The following is a 23,270-nucleotide window of genomic DNA, read 5'->3' on the forward strand; positions in this document are numbered from 1 at the left end:
CTAACATATGAATCAACTCACCATTATGGGACACCTTGGCGCCGACCCAGAAGTGCGCTTCACTTCATCAGGACAAAAAGTGACAACACTGCGTGTTGCCGAAAATCAAAAACGTGGCGGAAAAGATGAAACACTTTGGTGGCGTATCACAATTTGGGGTGACCAATTCGATAAATTGGTTTCCTATCTTAAGAAGGGAAGTGCCATTATCGTGACAGGAGAAATGTCTAAACCTGAAATCTATAACGATCGAGACGGAAAACCGCAAATCTCTCTTAACATGACAGCTTATCATATTGCCTTCAGTCCTTTTGGACGCACTGAAAAACAGCCTCAAGAGGAACCTGCCATGGCAGGGCAAAGCAGTGGCATGAGTGGATTTGGTGGAGACCAAGGACAACAGCACCATTATCACAAAGGTGGCTATGACCAATCTCACATGAGTCAAGGACAAGGCCCAACATCTTATAATGAACCTTCAGATGACGAAATTCCATTTTAAGGGCATTTGTTCATGAAGTTTTCTGCTGTTTCAACTGCTACCAAAAGACCAAAAGCTGATCTTGTGATTGTTCCCTTTTTCAAAGGAAAAAAAGAAGCGACTCTTGCTGCAACTGTTGCTGACCTTAAAGGAGATATTCAGCCTATTTTGAAAGCTGGAGATTTCACAGGTAAGCTAGAAGCCACCATGCTCACTTATCTGTCTGGTAAGAAAGAAAAACGGTTACTTTTTCTTGGACTGGGTGATGAAAAAAAAGCCACGCTTGAAACCTTAAGGCGTTGTTTTGCAGCAGCGATGAAACGGTGCCAAGATAAAAAATGGCCACAGATCAATGTTGTTTTGCCTGAGTCAAAAAAATGGCCTCTCGATGAGACAACACGAGCAGTTGCTGAAGGCATGAGCCTTTCTTCTTATGTCTTTGAAGAGTGGAAATCTAAAGAAAACCAAAAGTTATTTCATATTAAAACACTCACTCTTGTTGGTGCGAAAGACACAAAAGTTGCTCAAAAAGTGATGGACATCTTATCAGGAGTGAATTTTGCACGTGATCTTATCAACCGGAATGCCCTTGATATTACACCGCAAACGCTTGCAACCGAAGCCCGCCGTCTAGCGAGACAACATGCGGATGTGACGACCCATATTTTGGATAAAGAGCAGATCGAAAAAGAGAAAATGGGCCTTTTTCTGGCTGTAGCTAGTGGTTCACGGATCGACCCGGCGCTCATTATGGTAGAATATCGGGGTGCACCTCGCTCAGATGATGTTACCATGGTCGTTGGTAAAGGAATCACTTTCGATACGGGAGGACTCAATCTCAAACCTACCAATTCCATTGAAGAACAACGGTCTGACATGAGTGGTGGGGCAGCAGCCCTTGGTATTATCCAAGCTGCCGCTGCAACAAAATTGAAAGCCAATATTGTTGCAGTTGTTCCAGCAACAGAGAATGCTATTGATTCACGTAGTTACAAGCCCGGAGATATCTACCGTTCTTACCTTGGTAAAACTGTAGAAATCACCAACACTGATGCTGAAGGGCGACTCGTCTTGGCTGATGCCCTAGCCTACGGTCAAAAACGGTTCAAGCCAACGCGAATTATTGACATGGCAACCTTAACAGGAGCTGTCATTATTGCCTTGGGAAGTGTGCGTGCTGCTCTATACTCAAACAATGAGAAGCTCGCCAAGCTCTGCGAACATGCAGGAGAACTGACAGGGGAACGGGTGTGGCGGATGCCTCTTGACGAAGATTACATGTCTCTCATGAAATCGGACATTGCGGATCTTCGCAACTCAGGCAAAAAACGAGCCGCAGGTTCTGTGACAGCTGCCATCTTCTTGCAAGAATTTATTCAGAATAAGACCCCCTGGATTCATCTTGACATTGCGGGAACAGCCTTTCTCGATAGTCCAGAACACTACCACCTCACTCAAGCAACAGGTGCTGGAGTTCGCCTTGTGATAACCCTGATTGAAAACTTGTAAGTCGAAATAGATGAAATTTTCGATTGGAGAGCGAGATGCAGGGAAAACCATCTTATCCTTTCTTAAGGAAAAGTTGAAAGTTTCTGGCCAAGCCATCAAGCGAGGTGTTGACCAAGGAGCTGTAAGGCTTAATGGAGTGGTTGAGCGTTTTTCAAGTGTGCGACTGCAGAAAGGGGATTTGTTTGAATTCGATCAAGCGCAGCTCAAAGAGAAGCAAGAATTTTCTCTTCCCATTTTGTTTGAAGAAGAGAATTTTCTCATTTGCTCCAAGCCATCTGGTCTTGTGACTGATCAAGAGGTTTTTAAAAGACTCTTAGGTAGATCGGTCTTTCTTGTCCACCGGCTCGATAAAGACACTTCCGGTGTCATTTTAGTTGCGACAATCCAAAAGATGCAAAAGAAATTGGAAGCATTATTTAAAAGCCGGAAAGTGCGCAAGGTGTATGTAGCTCTCGTCAAGGGAGTGATGCAGCAAGAGTCAGGTACAATTGACAATCGCCTCATGAAAAAAAAGACCTACCAAGGGCAAGCTATTTGGGGCAGTACCAAAAACCCCAAAGGACTGCGGGCCATCACGCATTGGAAATGTATTGGGAAGGCACCGGGAAAATCCCTTGTTCAATGTGAGCCGGAAACGGGTCGAACACATCAACTGCGTGTCCATTTAAGTGAAATGGGCCATCCCATTTTAGGGGACCATCATTATGGAAGAGAAGCCAAATTTCCTCCGGAAATTGATCGGCTTTGCCTCCATGCTTATCGGTTGGTTTTTAATCATCCTGATACAGGAGAAAAAATCCAAGCAACTGCACCTATCCCAAAACTTTTTAAGATTTAGCCTAGAGAGTCAATATGTCGCATATTGTCGAGTTTTTTCGCAAAAATTACGAGGATGAAAGCAGGAATAAACGAAGTGAAGACGAAGATGTCGAAAAAAGAAGACAAACTGATTTTTGCTATCAGCCCTGCAAGGTATCCGCCTAAATAAAACCCAATTCCAATGCAAGTGAACCAAACACCTGTGAGCAATCCCCGGTAACGGTGAGGGCTCAGGTTCGTTACAAGAGATAAGCCAATAGGTGCTAAGAAGAGCTCGGCTAAGGACATGAGGGCAAAGGAAAAGATCAAGTAATAAGGGCTGATCAAGGCATCTTGCGCTCCATGAGGGATGTGTTGTGCTGCACGCTGCATTACGAGAAAGCATAAACCCATAAAGAAGAGGCTGAGAGCGGTTTTCATTGGGGGGCTTGCAGGTGAACGGATCCGTCTGAGGAAAAGGTAAAGTTTTGCTAGAGGAAAAGCAAAGAGAATCAGGAAAAAGGTTTCTGTTGAAATGAACCAGGGTGTAGGAATTTCAAATCCGCCGAAGTGGCGGTCTGTATAATTGAGGGCGAAGAGAGTCATCGAAGATCCAGCCTGATTATATGCCATCCAAAAGACAATGGAGATAAAAGTCATGATGAGAATAACAATGATTCTCTCGACTTCATACCTTTTGAGCTTAAAGTGGTGGGGATCTTCTTTTTTTGAGACAAAATAATGGGACGGCACTTCGATTGATTTCAGTTTTTTCAGGGCAAGCCTATAGGGGATGATTCCTAGAAGTTGAACAACTGCACTTAAGAAGAAGACCCAACGCCAATCGATGGTTTGTAAGTATCCGAGAACAATCATCGCTATGAAAATTCCGATATTGACTGTGGAATAGTAAATCGAAAAGCCTCCCTCTCGGAGGTGCTGTTTATTGCTGTATACAGATCCCAGTAGCGAGTAAATAGCTGGAGTGAAGAGACCTCCACCAAATGCGATGAAGGCAAGAGCTGGCAGAATGAGAAAGTGATTCAATGTTGCTAAGAGGATGCATCCGATTGTTGTCAGGAGCATTCCTAGAAAGATAGGGCTTTTGTAATTCCATTTATCCGCAATGAATCCGCCCAAAACGGGAAGAATAAAGGCAATTCCTGTATATGCTCCAAAGATATGGGTAGCTCTTGGGGTGTCGTATTGAAAATACTTCACTAGGAAAAGAACTAGCAAGTTTCCAATCCCCCAATACGCGAAGCGCTGACACATTTCTGTCAGAGCCAGCAGGTACATTTCACGAGGGTGTTTATTAGAAAAAATTACATCTTTTTGTGGCATTTTTTTGTAGGCCCCTATGTGCATGAATAAGAAACAATTTGAATATTAACCAGTTTAAGTCGATTTGGGCTATAATTTTCTTAAAAAACTTTTGGTGTTTTGCAGATGAAAATCCTGATTGTCAAGACTTCGGCACTAGGAGATGTGATCCAATGCTTTCCTTCGCTCGATTTTTTGCACAACCTTTTACCAGATGCAGAAATAGATTGGATTGTTGAAAAGCCTTTTGCTGAATTGCTCAAAGCTCATCCTTATGTGCACCACGTTTATGAAGTTGAGACAAAAAAATGGAAACATTCACCTTTACGAGCGCAAAACTGGAAGGCAGCATACTCCACTTTTAAAATGCTTCGAGAAAAAACCTATGATCTCGCGATTGATTTTCAGGGTAATCTTAAATCAGGGCTGTTGATAGGCTCAACAAAAAGTCGCGTGAAAGTGGGTTATAGCCGCGCCACAGCTCCAGAATGGCCGAATAGTTTATTTATTTCTCAAAGAGTTGAAGTGGATCGCTCCTTGCCAATTGCTGAGCAGTATTTAACTCTTGCTTCTGCGTCGTTTCCCGATCGGGCTGCCAAGGGGAGTGCATCCGTTAAACTTCGAGTCACAGAAGATGAAAACGCATGGATCGATAGGCAGCTTTGCAGAGGGTCAAAGATGATGATCTGCCCTGGATCGAATTGGGAAAACAAAAAACTTGCAACAGAAACCTGGCAAGCTTTTTTGAAGAAAGTTGTCAAAGAGCATGGTCCGAATTTTTATTTTGTTTGGGGAAGTCCCGAGGAAAAAAGAGAAGTTGAAGCACTAAAGCAAGCTGTATCTGGGGTTATTTTGCCTCGCATGACTCTTCCTGTTTGGCAGCAAATGATGGACCGTATGGATGTTGTTCTTTCTGTTGATTCAAGTGCCTTACATCTTGCTGCCACGACAAAGACCCGAACCTACAGCTTTTTTGGTCCATCTTCTCCCCAGGTATATAAACCTGAAGGGGAGCAGCACGGCTTTTTTCAAGGAAGTTGCCCTTATGGGCAGTCTTTTACGAAGCGGTGTCCGAGGTTGAGGAGCTGCTCAAGCGGAGCTTGTTTGAAAAGTGCATTTGCAGATGTTTTGTATGACGAATTTTCTAGATGGCTAAGGCGTGTCATGAATGAAGCAAGATAGACTCGAGCGGCTTCAAAGGTTGACAGCTTTTGATAGTTTCTCGAAGTCGATGTGTCTTTCGACAAGTTCAATAGCTTCTTGGATCTTCTCTTTATCTTCTTTTCGGATTTTAACGGTATAAGAGGTGATCATTTCCATTGCTTTGTAACTACTAACTGGAGCGTAAAGCATAGGGATATTGGCTTTCTTTAGGGCTTCAACGATGGTGTGTCTTGGAGGAGTTCCCCCTGTTAAAATGATCCCTGCTTCTAAGTCTTCAAGAGGGTTTGCAATTTTAACGTCCCAATGTTTGGTCAGAGTGGCTAAGATAATGTCTTCTCGATTGGCGGGAGTGATGATGAGTTGATTGGGCAAAATGAGTTCTCGAAAATTTTTAAGAGATGTCGCAACGAGACGAGTGTGTCTAAAATGACGCAAGAGGTGTTCTTCACCAGAAAGAAGAGTGGCTCCAAAAAGAGACTCAAAATCTTTCATCGAGGGCTTACTCAAAAAAGGGTCAAAGGGGATGCAACCCAAGATAGGAATATTCCAGCGACTTAGAGCCTTTTCCATATAACTTAAGACCATGTCGCGCTTGTCATTATGCACACGGTTTAAAATGATCCCGGCAACAGGAACTTGATAAGCATCACAGAGAGCTTTATTGACAGCAATGGCATCAAATGAAGAGCCAAGGCCTCCAGAAGCAATGATAATTAGGGGGAGCTTGAGCTCTGATGCCACACGGGCATTACTAAAGTTGACAATCGATCCGACGCCCACGTGTCCTGTTCCTTCCACCACAAGACACTTGTTTTGGGATTTGATGGCTTCAAACGCTGTGGCAATTTTCTCTTGCATGGAGCTTTCTTCGATCTTTCCATCGAGATAGTCCCGAGTAAATCCACGAGGAAACAAAACTGGGCTCATCAAAGAGTAATCATCTTGCAATTTGAAGTGGTCCTTGAAAAGAATCACATCTTTATCCACTCGAATGCCTGTTTCAGTTTCGACATGTTCTTGACCGATGGGCTTAAGAAATCCTACCTGTTTGTGCCTTTTGATCAGGCCTGCCATGAGCCCAAGACAGGCGGTGGTTTTTCCAACATGCTGACCTGTTGCCGCAACGAAAAATCCATTTACTTTTGACATGCTTGATGCTCCATAATGGCCTGAATGACTTCTTGCGTTTCGGCAAAAATTTCTTCATCGCTACGCAAAGATCGCACTTCTTCAAAGGTAAACCAGCGTAAAGGGTGGTCGGGTGTCTGTCTGATTTGCCTATTGGGGAGAGGGCGAGCTAGATAAATGAGGTCGATGTGTTGATGCGCTGCTTGATCTTTATATGGAGGAATCTCTTCAATGAGGCAGAGAAAAGGGCGATGAAAGCTATTTGCATTCCATTTTTCAATCCAGACATGTTCGTCTGAAAACAGTTCTACTAAGAGACCGGTTTCTTCTTCAACTTCACGTAAGGCAGCTTCGATAGGCGTTTCGTTTTCTTCGACATGTCCTCCAGGGGGTAACCATTTTTTAAGCTTGGGGTGCATCAAGAGCAGGATTCGATTATCTTCAAGAATATAAACTGATGTAACGAAGTGTTTTTGCATAGCCTAAGTTATACCCTGAATTCTGAGTTTCTTTCACTCATTCTCAGGGATTTTTCTCTTTCTTGTTAACTTTTTTTCTTGAAAAGAACCGTTTGGCTTTTCCCGTTAACAAAAATACCGAGAATTTAAGAAAACTCTTTCCTGAATAATGAGCAAAATAAACCCAGAGTTCAGGTTTATAAGCTATTAGTCAGAATAGCGCAAGTCAGGCATGACCTCATTTCCTTCTAAAAATGGAATGAGGAAGACTTGACAAATCGCCGATTCTGTAAACGGAGAGTTTTTAGGAAGGGCAAGGACCCCTGTTGCAAAAGTATTGATTTTTTTCGTTAAGGCATCTTCTACTTTTGCTGCTGCTACTGGGCCTCCTTTTTCTCCAATCGTTTGAAGGACAGCGCGCATTTTTCCAATAACCCCTTGACTTTCCTGACGACTTTTTTCGTTTTCAATGGCTTGCATCGAGTGGAAATAGATTTTTTGAGATAAAAGATTTCGACTAAAGTCGTCAAGAGCTCTTTCGCAGGCTCCATAAGCTGTTTGGTCATGCATTAAATCGCGAAGAGATTCGGAGAATTTTAGTAAATTGGGGAGAAGAACTTTCTTGGCAAAGTATTGCAAGCGTCGCGTTTGAGCAATTGGTTCATCGTCAAGAGCAAGATGTTTTTTCTCGAGCTCGTTCATAAAAGAACGGAAATCGCGCTGGATTTCGATGAGAAGGGCTCCTCGTTTTGCACGATTATTTTTGAACGCTTCAATTTTCTGGCGCATTCCTGAAACGAAATTTGTTCGTTCGGGACCATAAAAAGTTCGTTCCATCCAAGCCAAATATTCGACTGGAGCGCGACGACTTGTGGTTTTCTCTGTCACAACCTGGTCTACGACGCGGTGAACACTTTTATCGATAATCCGTTGAAGAGTTTCTCGAATAGCAAGTTCTTGCTTGTAGCATTTACTCTTGATCCCGTCTTTGATAATCTGTTCTGAGAGTCCTCCGTGCGTCAGCCGAAGTTGCTCTCGGTCTTCTTCTGTCAAAATGCTTGCTTGAGTGGTTAAGCTAGCACTGATGGCCCGAATGAAGTTTAATAGAAAATCGTTCATGCGCTCTTCGTTAAACAGCGATTGGATCAAAGTGATGAGTAGGTTAACAAGGGTCTCGGATAGGTTGTCGTTGAGAAGGCCACGAATGATTTCTCGAGTATGCTCATCAACAAAAGGAATGTCGTCTTTTCGTGGGCTCCTGATTTCTTCTTTTGTGAGATTGTGACGCAATTCGACAAGTTCAAGCAAGTTTTTGATCATCTCTTTGATCGTTTCTCTTGTTGTACTAGACTCTTTTTCAGCTTGCAGGCTTCCAGAACTTTCTTCATCGATAGCATTTTCAATGAGACGGAACTGTTTCAAAATCATTTCGTCAAAAACAGGAATATATTGCCGGTTGTAAACATTGCGACTGAAAGACTTAAAGAGGCGATTTGGCAAGTCGTATGAGACGAGAATTTTTTTGGCTCCCCATTGAACCATAAGGTTAATGAAGTGGTCTAGAATCAGACATAAATAGTAAAAAATTTCGACAGCCATGTGAGGAACGGCCATGATCGCAGATTTGAAGATATGAGCCATTTTGTTCAGGAAGTGATCTTCATGTAAGGCGAAGAAAGGGGCATCGACATTCGCATTGATATTTCGACGAAGCATTGCGGGAAATTCGTGGATGTGAGAGATGTTCACAAACAGATCAACAGCTAAGAGTCCCGATTTCATCACAAGTTCCTCTTGCTCGAAGTTGGCATTAAGCTTGGGATTCTTCAAGATCCTTTTAAGCCCTTCATCCCGGGTTGTAGATCCATATTTTTCACAGGTGACGTCTTCAGCCCATGACTTCATGGCAGCTAAGTTGGCATTAAAGCATCGGGTGAGTTTTTCAAAGGGAGAAATATGAATTTTTCCAAGTGGTTCTTTGAAGGGTAATTGGATATAGTGTTGGATAAAATGAAGGCCAGATTTTGTTGTGTGGTTTGCGAAAAGGCGTATAGGGGCATAGACTAAAAACATGAGGAATTTTGCAAGCCATTTTGCAAAAATGCTCACATCATCAAGCTTATTGATTTCTTCAGCCAAAAGTTTAAAAAAGGTTCGAGTCTTTTCTGTAGGCTTCTCTTGGACTTGTTCGATAAGACGGTTGTAAATTTCTTGTGACTGGTTTTGGGGAATACGACAGATATGGTTCATGACGATATGATATGTGGCGTAGTAACTCATTATTTCAGCCAGACCATTGCGGGAACTTTCAAGTTCCTCTTCAAAGTTTATCTCTGGTGCAACCTGTAGTAATCGAATTTCATCATCGAATTTAGTTTTAATTGCTTGCAGATCTTTCAGAGGGCTGACAGCTCCACCATTTGCTGCAAGGGCTTGATTCATCGGACCATGCTCAATTTCTCGTTTTAAAAGACGAATGGCTTCTTCATACTTTTTTTGGATCACTGCTTCATTAATGCGATTAAGCTCATCTAAACTTGTGGTGTTGTTTCCAGAAGTATGGGTGTGTATCCAATTTATTGAGAAACTGACCCATGCGATAAGGACATGAGACAGTTGACTTAGCACGGCCTCTTTAGCTTGACTAGGTGGAATATGTTGAAAGTAAAGGAGAACGCGGTCGACGTTGTCTGCTAGATCTTTGACATTCGTGCACTCTCGATGTTCCATAATCCGTTTAAAGTAGTGTTTCATCAAGATAATTTCATCATATTGGATAAAAGCTTCCCAAATGATGTCTTCGTCTTGATTCATCAGATCTTGAGCCAAATGCTCTTGGCTCCAAGCAATTTTTTCTTCTTTCGTTTCTATTCGCCTGACACGGAGGTGATGGCTTCTACGGCCACTTTCGTAGAGCATTAGGAAGAAGTCTTCATCTGCCCTAGGAGTAAATTTTGCAATGCGTAATCTTAAATATCTGGAAATCTCCTCTTTGAGCTTTTCTAGATTTTCTTTGGTTCCCGATAGGAGTGCTTTAGGCCCTAATTTAGCAGAAATGTATTCTTTGATGCTGCTATAGCTTTGGTCATCCTCATTCACATGACCAAACATTTCACTGTAACACCCCAGGTGTTCCAATGTGCGTCTGAGTCGGTCTTCCCGGTCATCAAGAACGATATAATCGGCGTTGTTCATGAAACATCCGATTAAGTGGCGCAGTTCATGTAAAGGGTGGTGACGAAAAGAGAGGGGTTGTGGGGCGTCTCCTCCTCCTCCGAATTTTTGGAGGGCATGCTCAATTTCACGTGTTCCACGGGAAGAAGAAAAAGAAATCACCTTCGCTAAAATCCCTTGGATTTTCGCGAGTTGCTCGTCTAATGCGAGGTCAGCAGGAGGAATTCTACGTTTGATCTCGTCAATGCTCGGCTGGGGATTTCTAAGGGTAGGATTTACAAAGTTTAGAAGAACCAGATCCAACGCTTTAAGAGGGTTGATAACAGCAGCAAAGTTTGAAGGGTTTCCAAGCGCTTTTTCTTGTTCTGCATCTGTAAGATCTAAAATGGCTTTTAGAGCGAGGTGGGTTTGAGTTGCATGAGTGTGTACTGTGGGTAAACTTTTGTCGATATTGAGTTTAAGATCATCAAGAGCTTTTCGGAGTTTAAAAACAAGAGGGTCTTCTTCTTTATCAATATTTGAAAGGGTACTAGCAAGCTGTGAAAGTTCTCCAGTTCTTTCACAAAATGTCTGAACCCATGTTGGGCAATGTTTATAGGCAAAACTACCCATGGGCTTGATCATATGATTTCCAACCGGAACGAGAGTCCAATTGTATAGGAAACTGGGGATATTTGATATGATAGGAGGGATACTCATACGGCTCCAAAAAAAATTCTTGGGCAAGTATACCAGAAAAAATAATTATTGTGTTGAGGGAATTTTATCTTCAGTGATCAGGTGAACAAAGAGTCCTTTCATGATATAAGATTTTCGAATAAGATCGATAAAAAGGCCCTTATTTCGATTCAAATAGCTTTCAGTTAACGGAGAGAAGGCTGCATCCTCAGCGCCTGATAAAAATTCTTTTAAGGCTTTTCCAACATCTTCTGAAATTTCTTCATTTGAGGTTTCGATGATCAAGGCATGAGCAATTTTCTTGATGTAAAGCTCGATTTGGTTTCGCACTTCTATGACACGCTTTTCAAGCACTTCCATGTTTTCTGTTGGCCTGTGCTTATTATAGTTGTAATAGTTCAAAGCTTGAAGAATTTCAGTTCCTCGCTTTTCTAATTTTTCCCGCTCGGTATAGCCAGTATAAACACGTAGGATGGTATCGTATATCTTATCCATGGCAGGAGGGAGGACTTTTTCAAATAGCATTTGATCGAAAGGTTTATCTTCTGTACTCAGAGATTCTTGCATTTTGGCACAGGCGACAAACGTTCTAACGGTTTCTTTCAGAGCCCGCTTTGCTCGATTGGTTTTAGGATTAGAAGGGAGAGCTTGACCTGAAGATTCTTCAATGATTTCTAGAACTTCTTTGAGATTTTTCAAGACGACTTCCAGTAGAGAGAAATGATAAGGAGTTGGGTTGAGAATGGCTTCTGTGACAACTTCATCGATTTTTTCAAATAGTGGAGTGTGAACGATAACATGTTCCATAGCCGACATGAACGTGAGGTTGAGTAGCCACTGTATCACGAGTGCTGGAAGTATGAGTAAGTGAGATATCAGTCGAAGTGGTAGCACAGATGCCTGTTTGACGAGAACAATCGCTGGATTTAGAAAAACAAAAGTATGATTTTTTCCTAAACAGGGCCTACAAGCCCAACGGTACATCGTGTCACTTAAATGGCGCAATCTTCCAATGATGTCAAGACGTGAAAGAAAAAAGTCAAGATTCATACTTCCCTGTGATTGTTCTTGTCTTTTATAAAGTTTCATTTTTAAGAAGTCATCTTGTGCCATATCATAAGTATAAGACTGGCTCCATTCGTTGTATTTATTTACGAGATAGTGGAAGAACCGGCTTGTTTTTTCTCCGATGTAAATCATCGAGGGAATAGGAGATTCTTTCAGGGTTTCCTTAAGGTTGTCTAGGAGGGGAGAACTTGTTAAACACTTAAAGCTGGAATAATTCACTAACTTATAAATCGTCTCGAAAATTTGCTTATCGACGGACCATGGGACCCAAGCAGTTCCAAGTCTTTCTCTTTCTTCTTGAAAGAATTGGAGAACGAGCTTTTGTCGCTCTTCTGGAGTTTTGTGGTACGTTTTCGAAAGAACAGTATGAAAGCCTGTTTGAGTCAGAGGATCGCTTCCATAACGCATTTTAAAAACAACTAGCGTTGCAAAACATGAAGCAAGATCAAGAGCTTTTTCTTGTTCCGTTTCTAAGTTTGTTTCAGTTTTCCAATTGAACTCTGCAGGGATAGGTGAAAGAATAGGTTTTTCTTGTCTATAACGTTTATATGCGATGAAAAAATCATCACGCTGAGCAGCTGTTCCACTGCTCACACCAAAAAAGCGAGAATCACAGCTAATTTTTTTGCAGATGACACTGAACCCCTCTGGATCTATGTGGAGCACATTCAAAATAAAACTTTTGATATGTCCATCGAGACTTTGAAGAGTGACTTCCTTAAACCCAAGTTTGTTTAGGTGATATTTCAATAGCCGCTCTTTCAATGGGGAGTCGGGCTGCTTTTGAAGGTCTCGAATCCTCTGAAGAGAAGATGGAGTGGGCTCATCTGGATGAGGAACGGCACTACGTAAGAGATTTATAGAGACTGTTTTAGTTGCCCTTTTTAGAGAGTGCCCAACTTTTTTGACTTTTGTCACATCACCTTGAGCTGTGTTAATTTCCAACTCGAGTTTTTCTAAGCAAGAGACGATCTTTTCTTTTTCTCCTATATGGGATAAAAGATCTAGTAATTCTTGGTGGAGCAAAGAAGAGACAAAAGCTTCATGCTTATCTTTAGAGAAAAAGGAGATAAGAGCATCTTCTGCAAGGTCTTTAGCTTTTGTTGGCGATTGGTCAAAAGTGCTGAAGGCTTTTTGGAGTTCAGAGGCCAGTTCTTTAACGGGCTTTGGAGCGTCCGCTTCAAGCTTTTGGACGTTTTTTCCTTGGAAGAAGTCGATGACGTTCGAAATGCGGCCATGAATTGGTCTGATATATTTGAAGTATGCAACCGTACCACACCCAATGATTAAAAAATCCTTTACTGCAGAAACGGCAAGTAAGGCTGGTACTAACATTTTTCATCTCCATTGAAAATAAATCCGATATAAGTTACAAAAAGTACTCTTTTTTTTCAGTGATAAAGAAAATTTTAAATGGAAGAATTTGACGAACTAAAAGATATTTGTGACATCCTACATGGACCAGATGGCTGTCCGTGGGACAAAAAGCAAACATTTCAGTCTTTACGCCCTCATCTGCTTGAAGAGACTCATGAGCTCCTCGAAGCAGTCGATGAAGATGACACAGAGAAAATGGTAGAAGAACTTGGCGATGTCCTGTTTGAAATCATTTTCTATGCCAAGCTTGGAGAAAAAAGCGGCCGCTTTACTCTTCAAGATGTGATTAAAACCGTCAGCGAAAAGCTCATTCGTCGTCATCCTCATGTTTTTGGAGATTTAGCTGTTGAGGATGCCGATGAAGTGGTTCATCACTGGGAGCGGATCAAAAAACTTGAAAAGAAAAACCGAAAACATGCCTTAGAGGGAATTCCGAAAACTTTGGGAGCGCTGACGCGAGCTCAAAAAGTCGTCAGTAAGATGATGCAAAAATCCATTCCGTTTCCAAAAATTGAAGACCACGATTCGCTTGAAGAAGCGATGGGCGATCAATTTCTTGATCTCATTGTGCAAGCCTGCCAAGAGAAAATCGATGCGGAAAGTGCTGTACGCAAAGCGCTGAAGAAATTTGAGCAGACCTACATTGCCCAAGAAGAAAAAAATTTCTAGATTTTGATCCAGTTACTTTGATACATTAATTATTTCTACTCATTTGCGACTGGAAAAACTGCATGCGAATTATTATCTTCTGTTTGGCTTTGATTTCAGTGTCTCTTCCTGCTTTTGGAGCGGTGCAAGGTGCCTATCATCACCGTTTTGCTTTAGAAGGAGATTTTCTTCTTTGGAAGCGTGCAAAGAGTTTACACAAAAGCTTAGTTCAAGCTGCTGGAGGTCCTCCAATTGTTTTAATTCCCAACCCTGGAGGTGGGGGGCTCATTCCTATTATTCCACAAATTGATTTTCCTTCAGGTTGTGCAAAAGAGGTAGGCAAGACTCTTATAGACTCACAAGATCTTGTTAAGGATATGCACTTTCAACCTGGAGTTCGCATTAGCGCCAAGCTTTTTTACAACATCCATTCGACCTGGGTACTTTCCTACACCGGCTTTTTAAACTGGAAAGGACAAGATAAAATTCATTGCCCGATGAATCTCAATCTTCCAGGGCAGCTTGGTCAAGACTCGAAAGATTATCACTATGCTGACCGCGCAAATGCTATTTACCGATCAGATTTTTATACTGTGGACTTGACCTATTGGCGTCATGTGACCCCAAGATATACAGATCATTTCTCGGTTTCTTGGATGATAGGCCTCCGTTTTTTTGATCTTGATGAGAAAATCAAGCTTCATTTCACCAAACACCATCAGACAAGTAGCTACCGCGTTAAAACCTATAACCGCGCTTTTGGACCATTTTTTGGTGGAGACATTGAATACAACCCTTATCGCTTCCTCACCTGGGGGTTAGCAGGAAACATTGGTGGTGTTTTCAACCGAGGAAAACAAAAAACACTCATGCGCGACGACGATAACACGATAGTTGTGCGCGATTACGATCCAAGTGGATCGAACTTTGGATACTTTGCTTACATCTACCCCTTCATAGAATTTCCGTTTGTGAAGTTTTTCACTTTCCGTATCGGATATGAAATGCTTTTCATTGGACGAGTTGCCCTTGCAGACCATCAATTTGATTTTCATGGGACAGGAGATAAACTCAATCATGAAGGAAATATCATCTACCATGGCCTCTTTGCAGGCATGCAGTTCAACTTTTGAAGTAGTTTGAGTATAACCTCGATTTAATGGGACATTATTTTAGAAGATTGTTATACTTGAACGAATTCAAAAAACGTATGGAGGTCCAATTATGAATTATTCTATTGCAAGTAACGTCGTTGTTAAGAAAGCTTTTACCCTTATTGGGCCTCAAGTTCGCACACAAAATATTCCTGGCAAAGCAGATAAAGATATTCCATCTCTTTGGGGACAAGTGATGGGCCAAAATATGCTCTCGCAGATTGAGCATCCCTCTTCTGAAACCATCTATGCTTTATATAGTGGTTATGAAGGGGATTACACTCTCCCTTACGATTGCCTGATTGGAAAGGAAGTTTCTCACCTGGATCAAATTCCTGAGGGAATGACTGCTGTCATAATTCCAGAGCAGAGTTACCAAGTCTTCAAAGTGCAAGGGCCGATGCCTCAAGCGATTTTTGAAATGTGGCAACATATTTGGGAAAACGATACAGCTCTTAAGCGGACCTATACATTTGATTTTGAAGTTTACAATTCTCCAACGGATGTAGATATCTACATTTCAATAAGCTAACTTTTGTATATTCAGAATACCTGAGAGAGGATAAGGTTTTCTCATAGAAACCTCTTTTCAACTTGTTTTTATTAATGGCACACCCTAAAATTCAAAAAGTTTTTAGGTTTTTTTTCAAAAGCAGGCTAAAAATGTTTCGAGTACACCTTTTAAGTGCTCTGTATGTGAGCCCGCCTCCGATTCCAAAGCAAAAGCTCTTTGATAACAATATTACTGCTATTGTGGTGAACTTCAGTGAGTATCTTTTTTCGATCCCATGTAAATATCCTAGCTACCTTGTATCTTTCCATCTTGATCTCAAAGAAGTACAAATCTCAACATTAAAACGGGTGGGGCTTGTAGCGCTTTGGATTTTCTTTGGTGTTTGTTGGAAAAGTTTGTGGAAAGTTGTCACAGTATTGGCAGTTGTTAAAGTTGTGAATCGACTGGGGTTTGCCGAACCTCCAAGTCCTCGAACCTATTCGCACCGCATTCCGCCTCCTATCCGACACTCACCTCCAGAGAAGTCTACAGATCCTCTCAAAACGACTCCTCCAAGACCGAATCCTAATAGGTACCGTCCTCAAAAAAGAGAAGAACCTAAGCCTCTTCGTTCATCAGCTCTTGATGACAGCATGTTTAAAAGCTTTGTTTTTGTTGAAGATGAAGAAAAAAAGGATAGTCCTCCCCCAACACCCTCGCACATTTCAGAAGACTTGAGTGCTTCACATAGCTTTGTCATAGTCAATCCAGACCGAGATAGAGAGCCATCACCGCGGAGTGTCAGTGATAGCTGGGTGATTCTTGAAGAATACGATCCTCATCCTCCAGTGGTTCCATCGGTCCTTGGATCGTTTGTCCTTATCGACTCTTATATCGGCGACCCACACTAATCCTACCATGCGTAAAAAATACTGGAAAAACTATATGAATTAAGAGATAATAATTGGCATTAAAAACAAGTAAGGGAAGAATGAGCCATAAAATTCATTCAGATCAGAGCCATTTAACACATCAAATTTCGCCTAATCACATACAACCGTCTTGGGATCTAAAAAAAGTTGCTACCGTATCATTCGTAGCTTTACTGATCATTGGAACAATGCTGATTCCTGTTGCAGGGGCTTTGATATTAAAACCCGAAGGAAGCTCTGTTTGCGACGGAGATCAATGTCAACAAGAAGGCTCTAACTGTCAAAGAATTCAACAGCTCAATGCAGACAATAATTACTTACCAACTCCAGATGAATATTGTGTGGGAGAAAGTTGTCCTCCAAATCTAATAGATTGTCACCATTTAGAAGTGATTGATTTTTCATTGAGGCAAAACGAGCTAAGAAGCATCACACATGATACAATTGTTAATGCTGAATCAACTTTAGAGACACCTTTCTGGAGCTCTTTTGCATCTTATTTCAGTGGAAATGACGCCAACATTATTAAGCTTCAACAAGAAAAAGAAGAATTATCTTGTGTTGGAAGAGAATTAGACCAAATCGTAAGTCGTCTACATGGTGATTATTATGATTATTATGCATCAAATGAAGATTGGAGTATGCGGATTCCAAGAGGGTATTATGCTGGAAAAGAGGCGCGTGATCTTCATACTTATGGATTGACTCCAGCTTTACAGAAAGTTTGCATCAGGCTTTTTGATCTTTGCGTACGAGCTATACATGATTCATGGGATGCTGCTGCTCGAATTAAATGGTTGGGTTGCGCTATAGAACAAGTTGAGTTTCTCTTGTGTGGAGGACATCAGAGAGCACTATCGATTTTTTGTCCACACCGTGTTAGCAATAGCAAAGCAAGGGAAATGATGGAAAAAGCTATTTCGTATTCTGAAGAATTAGCAATGTTAGATCCTGATAACGCTGAGGATTTCCATGAAAAAACAAGGGACTATCAAAAAAGATTGGAACGTCTTGAGAAATACAGCGTATAAATATTCCGGAGCTACGCAAAAAAAGCCGGAGAGTGCTCCTGGCATCAAACAGTGTCCTTAAGGCTGCTACATTCCTGTCCTGACCTGGTTCGGAATGCTCAAATCCAAGAGTTCCCCGGCTAGTAATTATTTTAGCATGGATTGGGATTGAGATCAATGTTTCCTAAGAAAAGCCGCTGTGTAAGAGGTAGGGTGTTTTTCAATCTCTTCTGGTGTTCCTGTTGCGATGATTTCTCCTCCTTTTTCTCCTGCTTCGGGCCCGAGATCAATGATATGGTCAGCGATACGGAGAATGTCGAGATTATGCTCAATGATGATTAAAGTATTTCCTTTATCGACGAGTGCATGGAAAAGGGGAATCAATTTGGCGATGTCATCTGCATGGAGGCCGATAGTCGGTTCATCGAAGAGATAGAGAGTTTTTCCAGTTGATCGTTTGGCTAATTCACGAGCAAGACGCATGCGCCCCGCTTCACCTCCTGATAAACTTGCAATTTCTTGTCCCAGAGCAAGGTAACCGAGCCCGACATTTTGCAAAGTTTCGAGACTTTTTTGCAGTTTGGGAATAGGGGGAAGAAAGTGGATGGCTTCATCGATAGTCAGTTTTAAAAGTTCCCCGAGGCTTTTTCCATGGTAGGTGACTTGTGAGCTGAGAGGATTGAGACGGTTTCCTTTACATGCATCACAAGAGACTTTAAGGGAGGGAAGAAATTGAAGCCGAATCGTTTTGAATCCCAACCCCCAACAAGTTCGGCACATCCCTTTCAGATGATTGTAACTAAAATGTTTTGGTTTGAGCCCACGTGTTTTTGCTTCGGGCAATTCGGCGTAAAATTGACGGATGTGAGTGAGAATTTCATTGTAAGTGCTGACATCGGCGCGGATGGTATGCCCGATCGGATTTTGGTCGATTGAGATCAGTTTGTTGAACTCATCGACTCCTTCAATTGTTGCCTCATCAATCTGGATTGAAGTTTCTTGGGAGCGTGCTGCAAGATGCATTTGTACTCCTCTTTTGAGAATCGCATGCATCAAGGTGGATTTCCCAGAACCTGAAACCCCTGTCAGACAGGTGAGTGCTTTAGTGGGAATTTTTAATGTGAGGTTTTTGAGGTTGTGTTTCGAGGCGTTACGAATGGTGATGTGAACTTTGCTTTTACGTCTTTTTTCTGGAACAGGAAGTTTCTTTTTCCCACTGAGATATTGTCCTGTCAAAGAGCGAGGGTTCTTTTTGATTTGTGCGAGTGTTCCTTCTGCGACGATTTCTCCACCATGTTTTCCAGCTTGAGGTCCGAAGTCAAAGACGTAGTCGGCAATGGAAAGAGTGAGTGGATCATGCTCGACGAGAAGTAGGGTATTCCCGAGTTTGCAAAGGTGTTTGAGCGCTTCATTCAGGCGTGCATTATTTTGTGGGTGGAGTCCAATCGTTGGTTCATCTAAAACGTAGAGACAGCCGGTCAACCCACTTCCAAGTTGTCGCGCTAAGTGAATCCGCTGGGTTTCACCTCCGCTCAAGGTTGGAGCTTGTCTATCTAGTGAGAGATAATCAAGACCAATGTTACACAAAAACTGAATCCGATTTTCGAGCTGTTCGAGAGTTTCTGCAAGGAGGGGGATTGTAAGATGCTGAAGAGATTGAATGAACTTAAGCACTTGATGGAGGGGAAGAGAGCAAAGTTTTCCAATTGTCACATCTTGCACTTTCACGTGGCGCGCAAGAGGGCTCAGTCTTTCTCCACTGCAAGTGACACATGTCGTCTGCTCAAGATGAGGAATGACCGATTCACGGAGTTGTTTTTTCCCCGCTTTTGCGCAACGAGTAAATGCTGCATTGATTCCCGTCCAGCGAAAAATCAACCCATTGTAGGTAAAGTCTTCAGTAGATCCATTGAGTAAGAGTTGCAACTGTTTCACAGGAAGCTTATATAAGGGGGTATCAGAATCAATTCCTTCAGCGTCTAAATAGTCCAAAAGGAGCTTTTCAACCTCTTCGGTCCATTCTTCTTTCCACAATTTATGCATCAAAGAAAAAGGAGACATATTCATCACTTTTTGATGCTTGAGCATGTTTGCTCCCCATTGAAAGCCCAATCCTAAACAATCAGGGCACATCCCATCGTCAGAGTTGAAAGAAAATGTATGAGGTGTGATGGGGGGGTAGCTTTTTCCTGTACTAGGGACTGCAAAAGAAAGGTTAAATAAGAGATCTTCTTTGGGGGTTGCTACGATAAACGGCTCTTTTGTGAGACGAGTGACTTGTTCGATGGCTTCAAAAAGTCTTTTTTCGATGCCTTCTCGAATGGCAAGGCGATCAACAACTAAAAAGAGTTCATTTTTACGTCCTACTTCATAGGGAATTTCTTCGTCTAATGCATAATACTCTCCATTGAGACGAATGCGTAAAAATCCCTTTTGGATCAAATTTTCTCTAAGCTCTTCAAATGGCGCACTCTTGCTGATCTTAACGGGCGTTAATATGTGTAAGCGAGTCTTTTCTGGGAGTTGCATGAGATGATTGACCACATATTCATTTGTAATCGACTCAATTTTTTCTCCTGTTTCAGGGCAATAAGCAATTCCTGCATGTGCATACAGCAATCGTAAAAAGTCGTATACTTCGGTCATCGTTCCGATAGTCGAGCGAGGATTTCCTGCATGGTGTTTTTGTTCAATGGCAATGGCAGGAGAAAGACCGTCGATTTCTTCGAGGCGCGGCTTAGGCATTTGTTTGACAAATTGACGGGCATAAGAAGAAAGAGAGTCGATGTACCGCCTTTGTCCTTCGGCATAAATAGTATCGAACGCAAGAGATGACTTTCCCGAACCAGAAGGGCCCGTGCAAATGGTGATTTTGTTACGTGGAATTTTTAGTGACACCCCTTTCAAGTTATTTTGCGCTGCGCCGCGGACTTCGAGGGCAGCAGCTGGTGGAGCAACCTCTTTTTTCTTCGTCGATTTGATCCGTATTTTGGGGTTTAAAATGGAATGCACTGCACATCCAGTTGGCGTTTTTAGTTTGGCTATTTCTTCCGGGGTTCCTTGGGCGGTGATTTGTCCACCATCTTTTCCTCCTTCAGGGCCTAAGTCAATGATCCAATCAGCAGTTTTGACCATATCCATGTTGTGTTCAATCACAAGGACTGTATTTCCGGCGGCTCGTAGCTCTTGCAAGATTTCAATGAGTTTGGCGATGTCATGAAAGTGGAGCCCTGTTGTTGGCTCGTCTAAAATGTAAAGGGTTTTCCCTGTTGCCGGGCGAGTGAGTTCACGCGCGAGTTTGATCCGTTGTGCTTCTCCCCCTGAAAGTGTGGTTGAAGATTGCCCTAGGGTGATGTAGCCTAAGCCTACTTTGAGGAGCAAGCTAAGCTTGTGATGAATCGATGGAATGTTTTCGAAAAAGGCAGAAGCTTCTTCGACTGTCATTTCGAGCACTTCATGAATGCTTTTCCCCTTGTAGAGGATACTGAGTGTTGAAAGGTCAAATCGTTTTCCTTCACAAACTGGGCAGGTTGACCAAACATCATCCATAAAGTCCATGTCGATACGGAGCATTCCCATTCCACGACATTCGAGGCATGAGCCTTCAGCAACATTGAAGCTAAATCGACCAGGTTTGTAGCCGAAAGCTTGGCTTTCGGGCAATTTTGTAAAGAGGTCGCGGATATCATCAAAGACTTTGATGTAGGTGCTTGGATTAGATCGGGGAGTGCGCCCAATAGGCGTTTGGTCGATGGCAATGACTTTATCTAGGTGCTCAATGCCTTCAATTGTTTGATGTTTTCCAACCCGTTGCTCTGCTTTATGTAACTTATTCGCTAGAGCAGGATAGAGAATGTCTGTGATAAGAGACGACTTCCCCGATCCTGAAACCCCCGTGACCGCGACAAAAACCTCTAAAGGAATATCGATTGTGACATTTTTGAGATTGTGGTGTTTAGCTTCTCTAATCGTCAGTTTTTTTTCGGATGGGGGGATGCGCTTTTTGGGAATTGGGATCTTTTTTTTGCCACTGAGATAGGCGCCTGTTAAAGAGCGGGGCGAGGCGATGAGATCATCGAGCGTTCCTTCAGCAACAATTTCTCCACCAAGGATTCCCGCTTCGGGCCCAATGTCGACGATATAATCGGCCGCATCCATTGTTTCTTCATCATGCTCAACGACGATGATCGTGTTTCCTCGATCACGAAGCATTTTAAGAGTAGCGATCAGCTTGGTATTATCTCGTGGATGGAGCCCAATCGAAGGTTCATCGAGGATATAAGTTGCAGCAACAAGTCCCGACCCGATTTGCGAAGCGAGCCGGACCCGTTGAGCTTCTCCACCAGATAAGGTGGGAGATGTTCGGTCCAGTGTGAGATAGTAAAGCCCTACATTGAGGAGAAAATCGAGTCGCTTTTGAATTTCTTGCAGTAGATCTCGGCCAATCATGCGCTCAAAAGGGGTGAGTTTCAGCTTGTCAAAGAAGTGAGCCACCTCTTCAATTGTCAGAGCAGTTACTTCGTGAATCCTCTTCGATCCAATCTTTGTGGCAGAGGGATAGGGCTTGATGCGCGAACCTTCACAATCGGGGCAAACTGCTTCATGCATCAGCTTTTCCATATTGGAGCGGTAGACATCACTTTTTGCCTCATTGAAACGGTTTTTAGCTTCGGCTAAGACGCCGTGCCATTTGACATATTCTGTCCAAACAGTTTTCTTTTTGGGATGCACAAACCGCATGCGGGTCCATTTCTTTTTATTCCCATAGAGGAAGATCTTTTTAGCACTTTCAGATAGCTTTTTCCAAGGTGTGTCTAAGCTGAAGTTGTAGAGATCTGCTAAATTATCGTAAATGTTTCCCCATTTTACAGTTTCATAGCTGCTTGCAATAGAGCAGCACCCCTCGGCAATACTCAACTCTGGGTCGATGATCAGATCCAAATCAAAATCTTGAATGACACCGAGTCCTTCACAGGTCGGGCACATTCCTGAAGGATGATTGAAGGAAAAATCATGCGGTTCGAGGGGGGAGTACGACTCACCCGATTTTTTTGCATGAGCATGTTGAGAAAAAAGGGTTTCGACTCCAGTGTCGTGATCGAGGACACTCATGACCCCTTGCCCGAGCTCAAGAGCCTGAGAAACTGCTTCGGTCAAGCGAGGCTTTTCAGCTTTTGTGAGAGCGAGTCGATCGACAACGAGATCGATATCATGAGCTGTGGTTTTATCAATGGCGATATCTTCAGAGAGGTCAACTAAATTCTGGTCGAGCCGGATACGGGTGAACCCTTTTCGGATGAGCTCATCAAACAGATCTTTGAACTCGCCTTTTTTTCCTCGTGTATGAGGGGCGAGAATGAGGAGTTTCGATTTTTCAGGAAAGGTTTCAATGGTCGCAAGAATTTGCTCGGTGCTTTGTGGCTGAACCTTTTCACCACTAATGGGGCAATGTGGAGTTCCGACCCTTGCAAAGAGAACCCGTAGATAATCGTAAATTCCAGTCATTGTCCCAACTGTTGAGCGGGGATTTCTTCCAGCAGTTTTTTGCTCGATTGCAATAGTGGGCGAGATCCCTTCAATCAGATCGGCATCGGGTTTTGAGAGATTTCCCATGTAGCGGCGCGCGTAGTTTGACAGAGATTCGATATAGCGCCTTTGTCCTTCGACATAGATCGTGTCGAAGGCAAGTGAAGACTTGCCTGATCCTGAAACTCCAGTGAAAACAATAAACGCTCCCGATTGAAGAGTGAGGTCAACTCCCTTGAGATTATGGACTTTAACATTTTTGAGACGAATAGGTTGCTGTGTCATGGCAAAGAGTATAAAATATTCCCAGGTGTAGAATAAAGCATTTTTCAGCTATAGAAAAATTAGA

15 protein-coding genes and 1 other RNA gene are annotated in these 23,270 nt (G+C 42.5%); 9 read left to right on the top strand and 7 right to left on the bottom strand.

Going from position 1 to position 23,270, the window contains the following annotated elements; translation table 11 throughout:
- The first annotated feature begins 7 nt into the window (after nt 1–7).
- The 3 genes from ssb to SNE_RS04675 are packed head-to-tail and all read left to right on the top strand — an operon-like array spanning nt 8 to nt 2,828.
- Complete coding sequence (gene ssb / locus SNE_RS04665) at nt 8–502, top strand: single-stranded DNA-binding protein (RefSeq protein WP_013943196.1); 495 nt, start codon at nt 8–10, stop codon at nt 500–502.
- 12 nt (nt 503–514) lie between these two features.
- Nucleotides 515–1,990 carry a leucyl aminopeptidase gene (locus tag SNE_RS04670; RefSeq protein WP_013943197.1) on the top strand — a complete coding sequence of 492 codons (1,476 nt, stop codon included), beginning with the start codon at nt 515–517 and terminating at the stop codon, nt 1,988–1,990.
- 10 nt (nt 1,991–2,000) lie between these two features.
- Entirely contained in the window at nt 2,001–2,828 is an 828-nt protein-coding gene (locus SNE_RS04675; RefSeq protein WP_013943198.1) for an RluA family pseudouridine synthase, read from the top strand.
- Here SNE_RS04675 and SNE_RS12225 read toward each other — a convergent pair.
- Nucleotides 2,825–4,132: a peptide MFS transporter gene (locus SNE_RS12225; RefSeq protein ID WP_053225334.1), complete on the bottom strand. Its 1,308-nt coding sequence runs from the start codon at nt 4,130–4,132 to the stop codon at nt 2,825–2,827. The two genes, SNE_RS04675 and SNE_RS12225, sit on opposite strands and share 4 nt — an antisense overlap.
- Before the next feature lie 105 nt (nt 4,133–4,237).
- Between SNE_RS12225 and waaC the strand changes: the two genes are divergently transcribed.
- Entirely contained in the window at nt 4,238–5,293 is a 1,056-nt protein-coding gene (waaC, locus tag SNE_RS04685; protein WP_013943200.1) for a lipopolysaccharide heptosyltransferase I, read from the top strand.
- A 12-nt stretch (nt 5,294–5,305) separates the two neighbouring features.
- Here the strand turns inward: waaC and SNE_RS04690 are convergent, their stop codons facing one another.
- The 4 genes from SNE_RS04690 to SNE_RS04705 form a co-directional block, all read right to left on the bottom strand.
- Nucleotides 5,306–6,424: a phosphotransacetylase family protein gene (locus SNE_RS04690; RefSeq protein WP_013943201.1), complete on the bottom strand. Its 1,119-nt coding sequence runs from the start codon at nt 6,422–6,424 to the stop codon at nt 5,306–5,308.
- A complete protein-coding gene (locus tag SNE_RS04695) occupies nt 6,412–6,882 on the bottom strand; it encodes an NUDIX hydrolase (RefSeq protein ID WP_013943202.1) in 471 nt (156 codons plus the stop codon). Before SNE_RS04695 ends, SNE_RS04690 begins: the two co-directional genes overlap by 13 nt.
- Nucleotides 6,883–7,068: 186 nt before the next feature.
- On the bottom strand, nt 7,069–10,734 hold the full coding sequence (locus SNE_RS04700) for a hypothetical protein (RefSeq protein ID WP_148258951.1): 3,666 nt from the start codon (nt 10,732–10,734) through the stop codon (nt 7,069–7,071).
- A gap of 45 nt (nt 10,735–10,779) precedes the next feature.
- Nucleotides 10,780–13,116 (bottom strand): hypothetical protein, encoded by a 2,337-nt coding sequence (locus SNE_RS04705; protein ID WP_013943204.1) that lies wholly within the window; start codon nt 13,114–13,116, stop codon nt 10,780–10,782.
- Nucleotides 13,117–13,194: 78 nt separating this feature from the next.
- Here SNE_RS04705 and SNE_RS04710 point away from each other — a divergent pair, with 78 nt between their 5' ends.
- The 5 genes from SNE_RS04710 (at nt 13,195) to SNE_RS04730 (ending at nt 17,416) form a co-directional block, all read left to right on the top strand.
- Nucleotides 13,195–13,827, top strand: a complete 633-nt coding sequence (locus tag SNE_RS04710; RefSeq protein ID WP_013943205.1) for a MazG family protein — start codon at nt 13,195–13,197, stop codon at nt 13,825–13,827.
- Nucleotides 13,828–13,889: 62 nt separating this feature from the next.
- Nucleotides 13,890–14,939 carry a hypothetical protein gene (locus tag SNE_RS04715; RefSeq protein WP_013943206.1) on the top strand — a complete coding sequence of 350 codons (1,050 nt, stop codon included), beginning with the start codon at nt 13,890–13,892 and terminating at the stop codon, nt 14,937–14,939.
- Nucleotides 14,940–15,030: 91 nt separating this feature from the next.
- The gene (locus SNE_RS04720) at nt 15,031–15,492 is read left to right on the top strand and encodes a GyrI-like domain-containing protein (protein ID WP_013943207.1); all 462 of its coding nucleotides are present in this window, start codon (nt 15,031–15,033) and stop codon (nt 15,490–15,492) included.
- Nucleotides 15,493–15,623: 131 nt separating this feature from the next.
- Entirely contained in the window at nt 15,624–16,364 is a 741-nt protein-coding gene (locus tag SNE_RS04725; RefSeq protein ID WP_148258952.1) for a hypothetical protein, read from the top strand.
- Nucleotides 16,365–16,417: 53 nt separating this feature from the next.
- Nucleotides 16,418–17,416 (top strand): hypothetical protein, encoded by a 999-nt coding sequence (locus tag SNE_RS04730; protein WP_041418795.1) that lies wholly within the window; start codon nt 16,418–16,420, stop codon nt 17,414–17,416.
- A 22-nt stretch (nt 17,417–17,438) separates the two neighbouring features.
- On the opposite strand, the gene ffs is transcribed toward SNE_RS04730, so the two are convergent.
- Nucleotides 17,439–17,535, bottom strand: an RNA gene (gene ffs / locus SNE_RS12540) — signal recognition particle sRNA small type.
- Between the two features lie 34 nt (nt 17,536–17,569).
- On the bottom strand, nt 17,570–23,206 hold the full coding sequence (gene uvrA, locus SNE_RS04735) for an excinuclease ABC subunit UvrA (RefSeq protein WP_013943210.1): 5,637 nt from the start codon (nt 23,204–23,206) through the stop codon (nt 17,570–17,572).
- Nucleotides 23,207–23,270: the final 64 nt, after the last annotated feature.

Origin of the sequence: Simkania negevensis Z, from assembly GCF_000237205.1 — a bacterium.
Taxonomy (GTDB): Bacteria; Chlamydiota; Chlamydiia; order Chlamydiales; family Simkaniaceae; genus Simkania; species Simkania negevensis.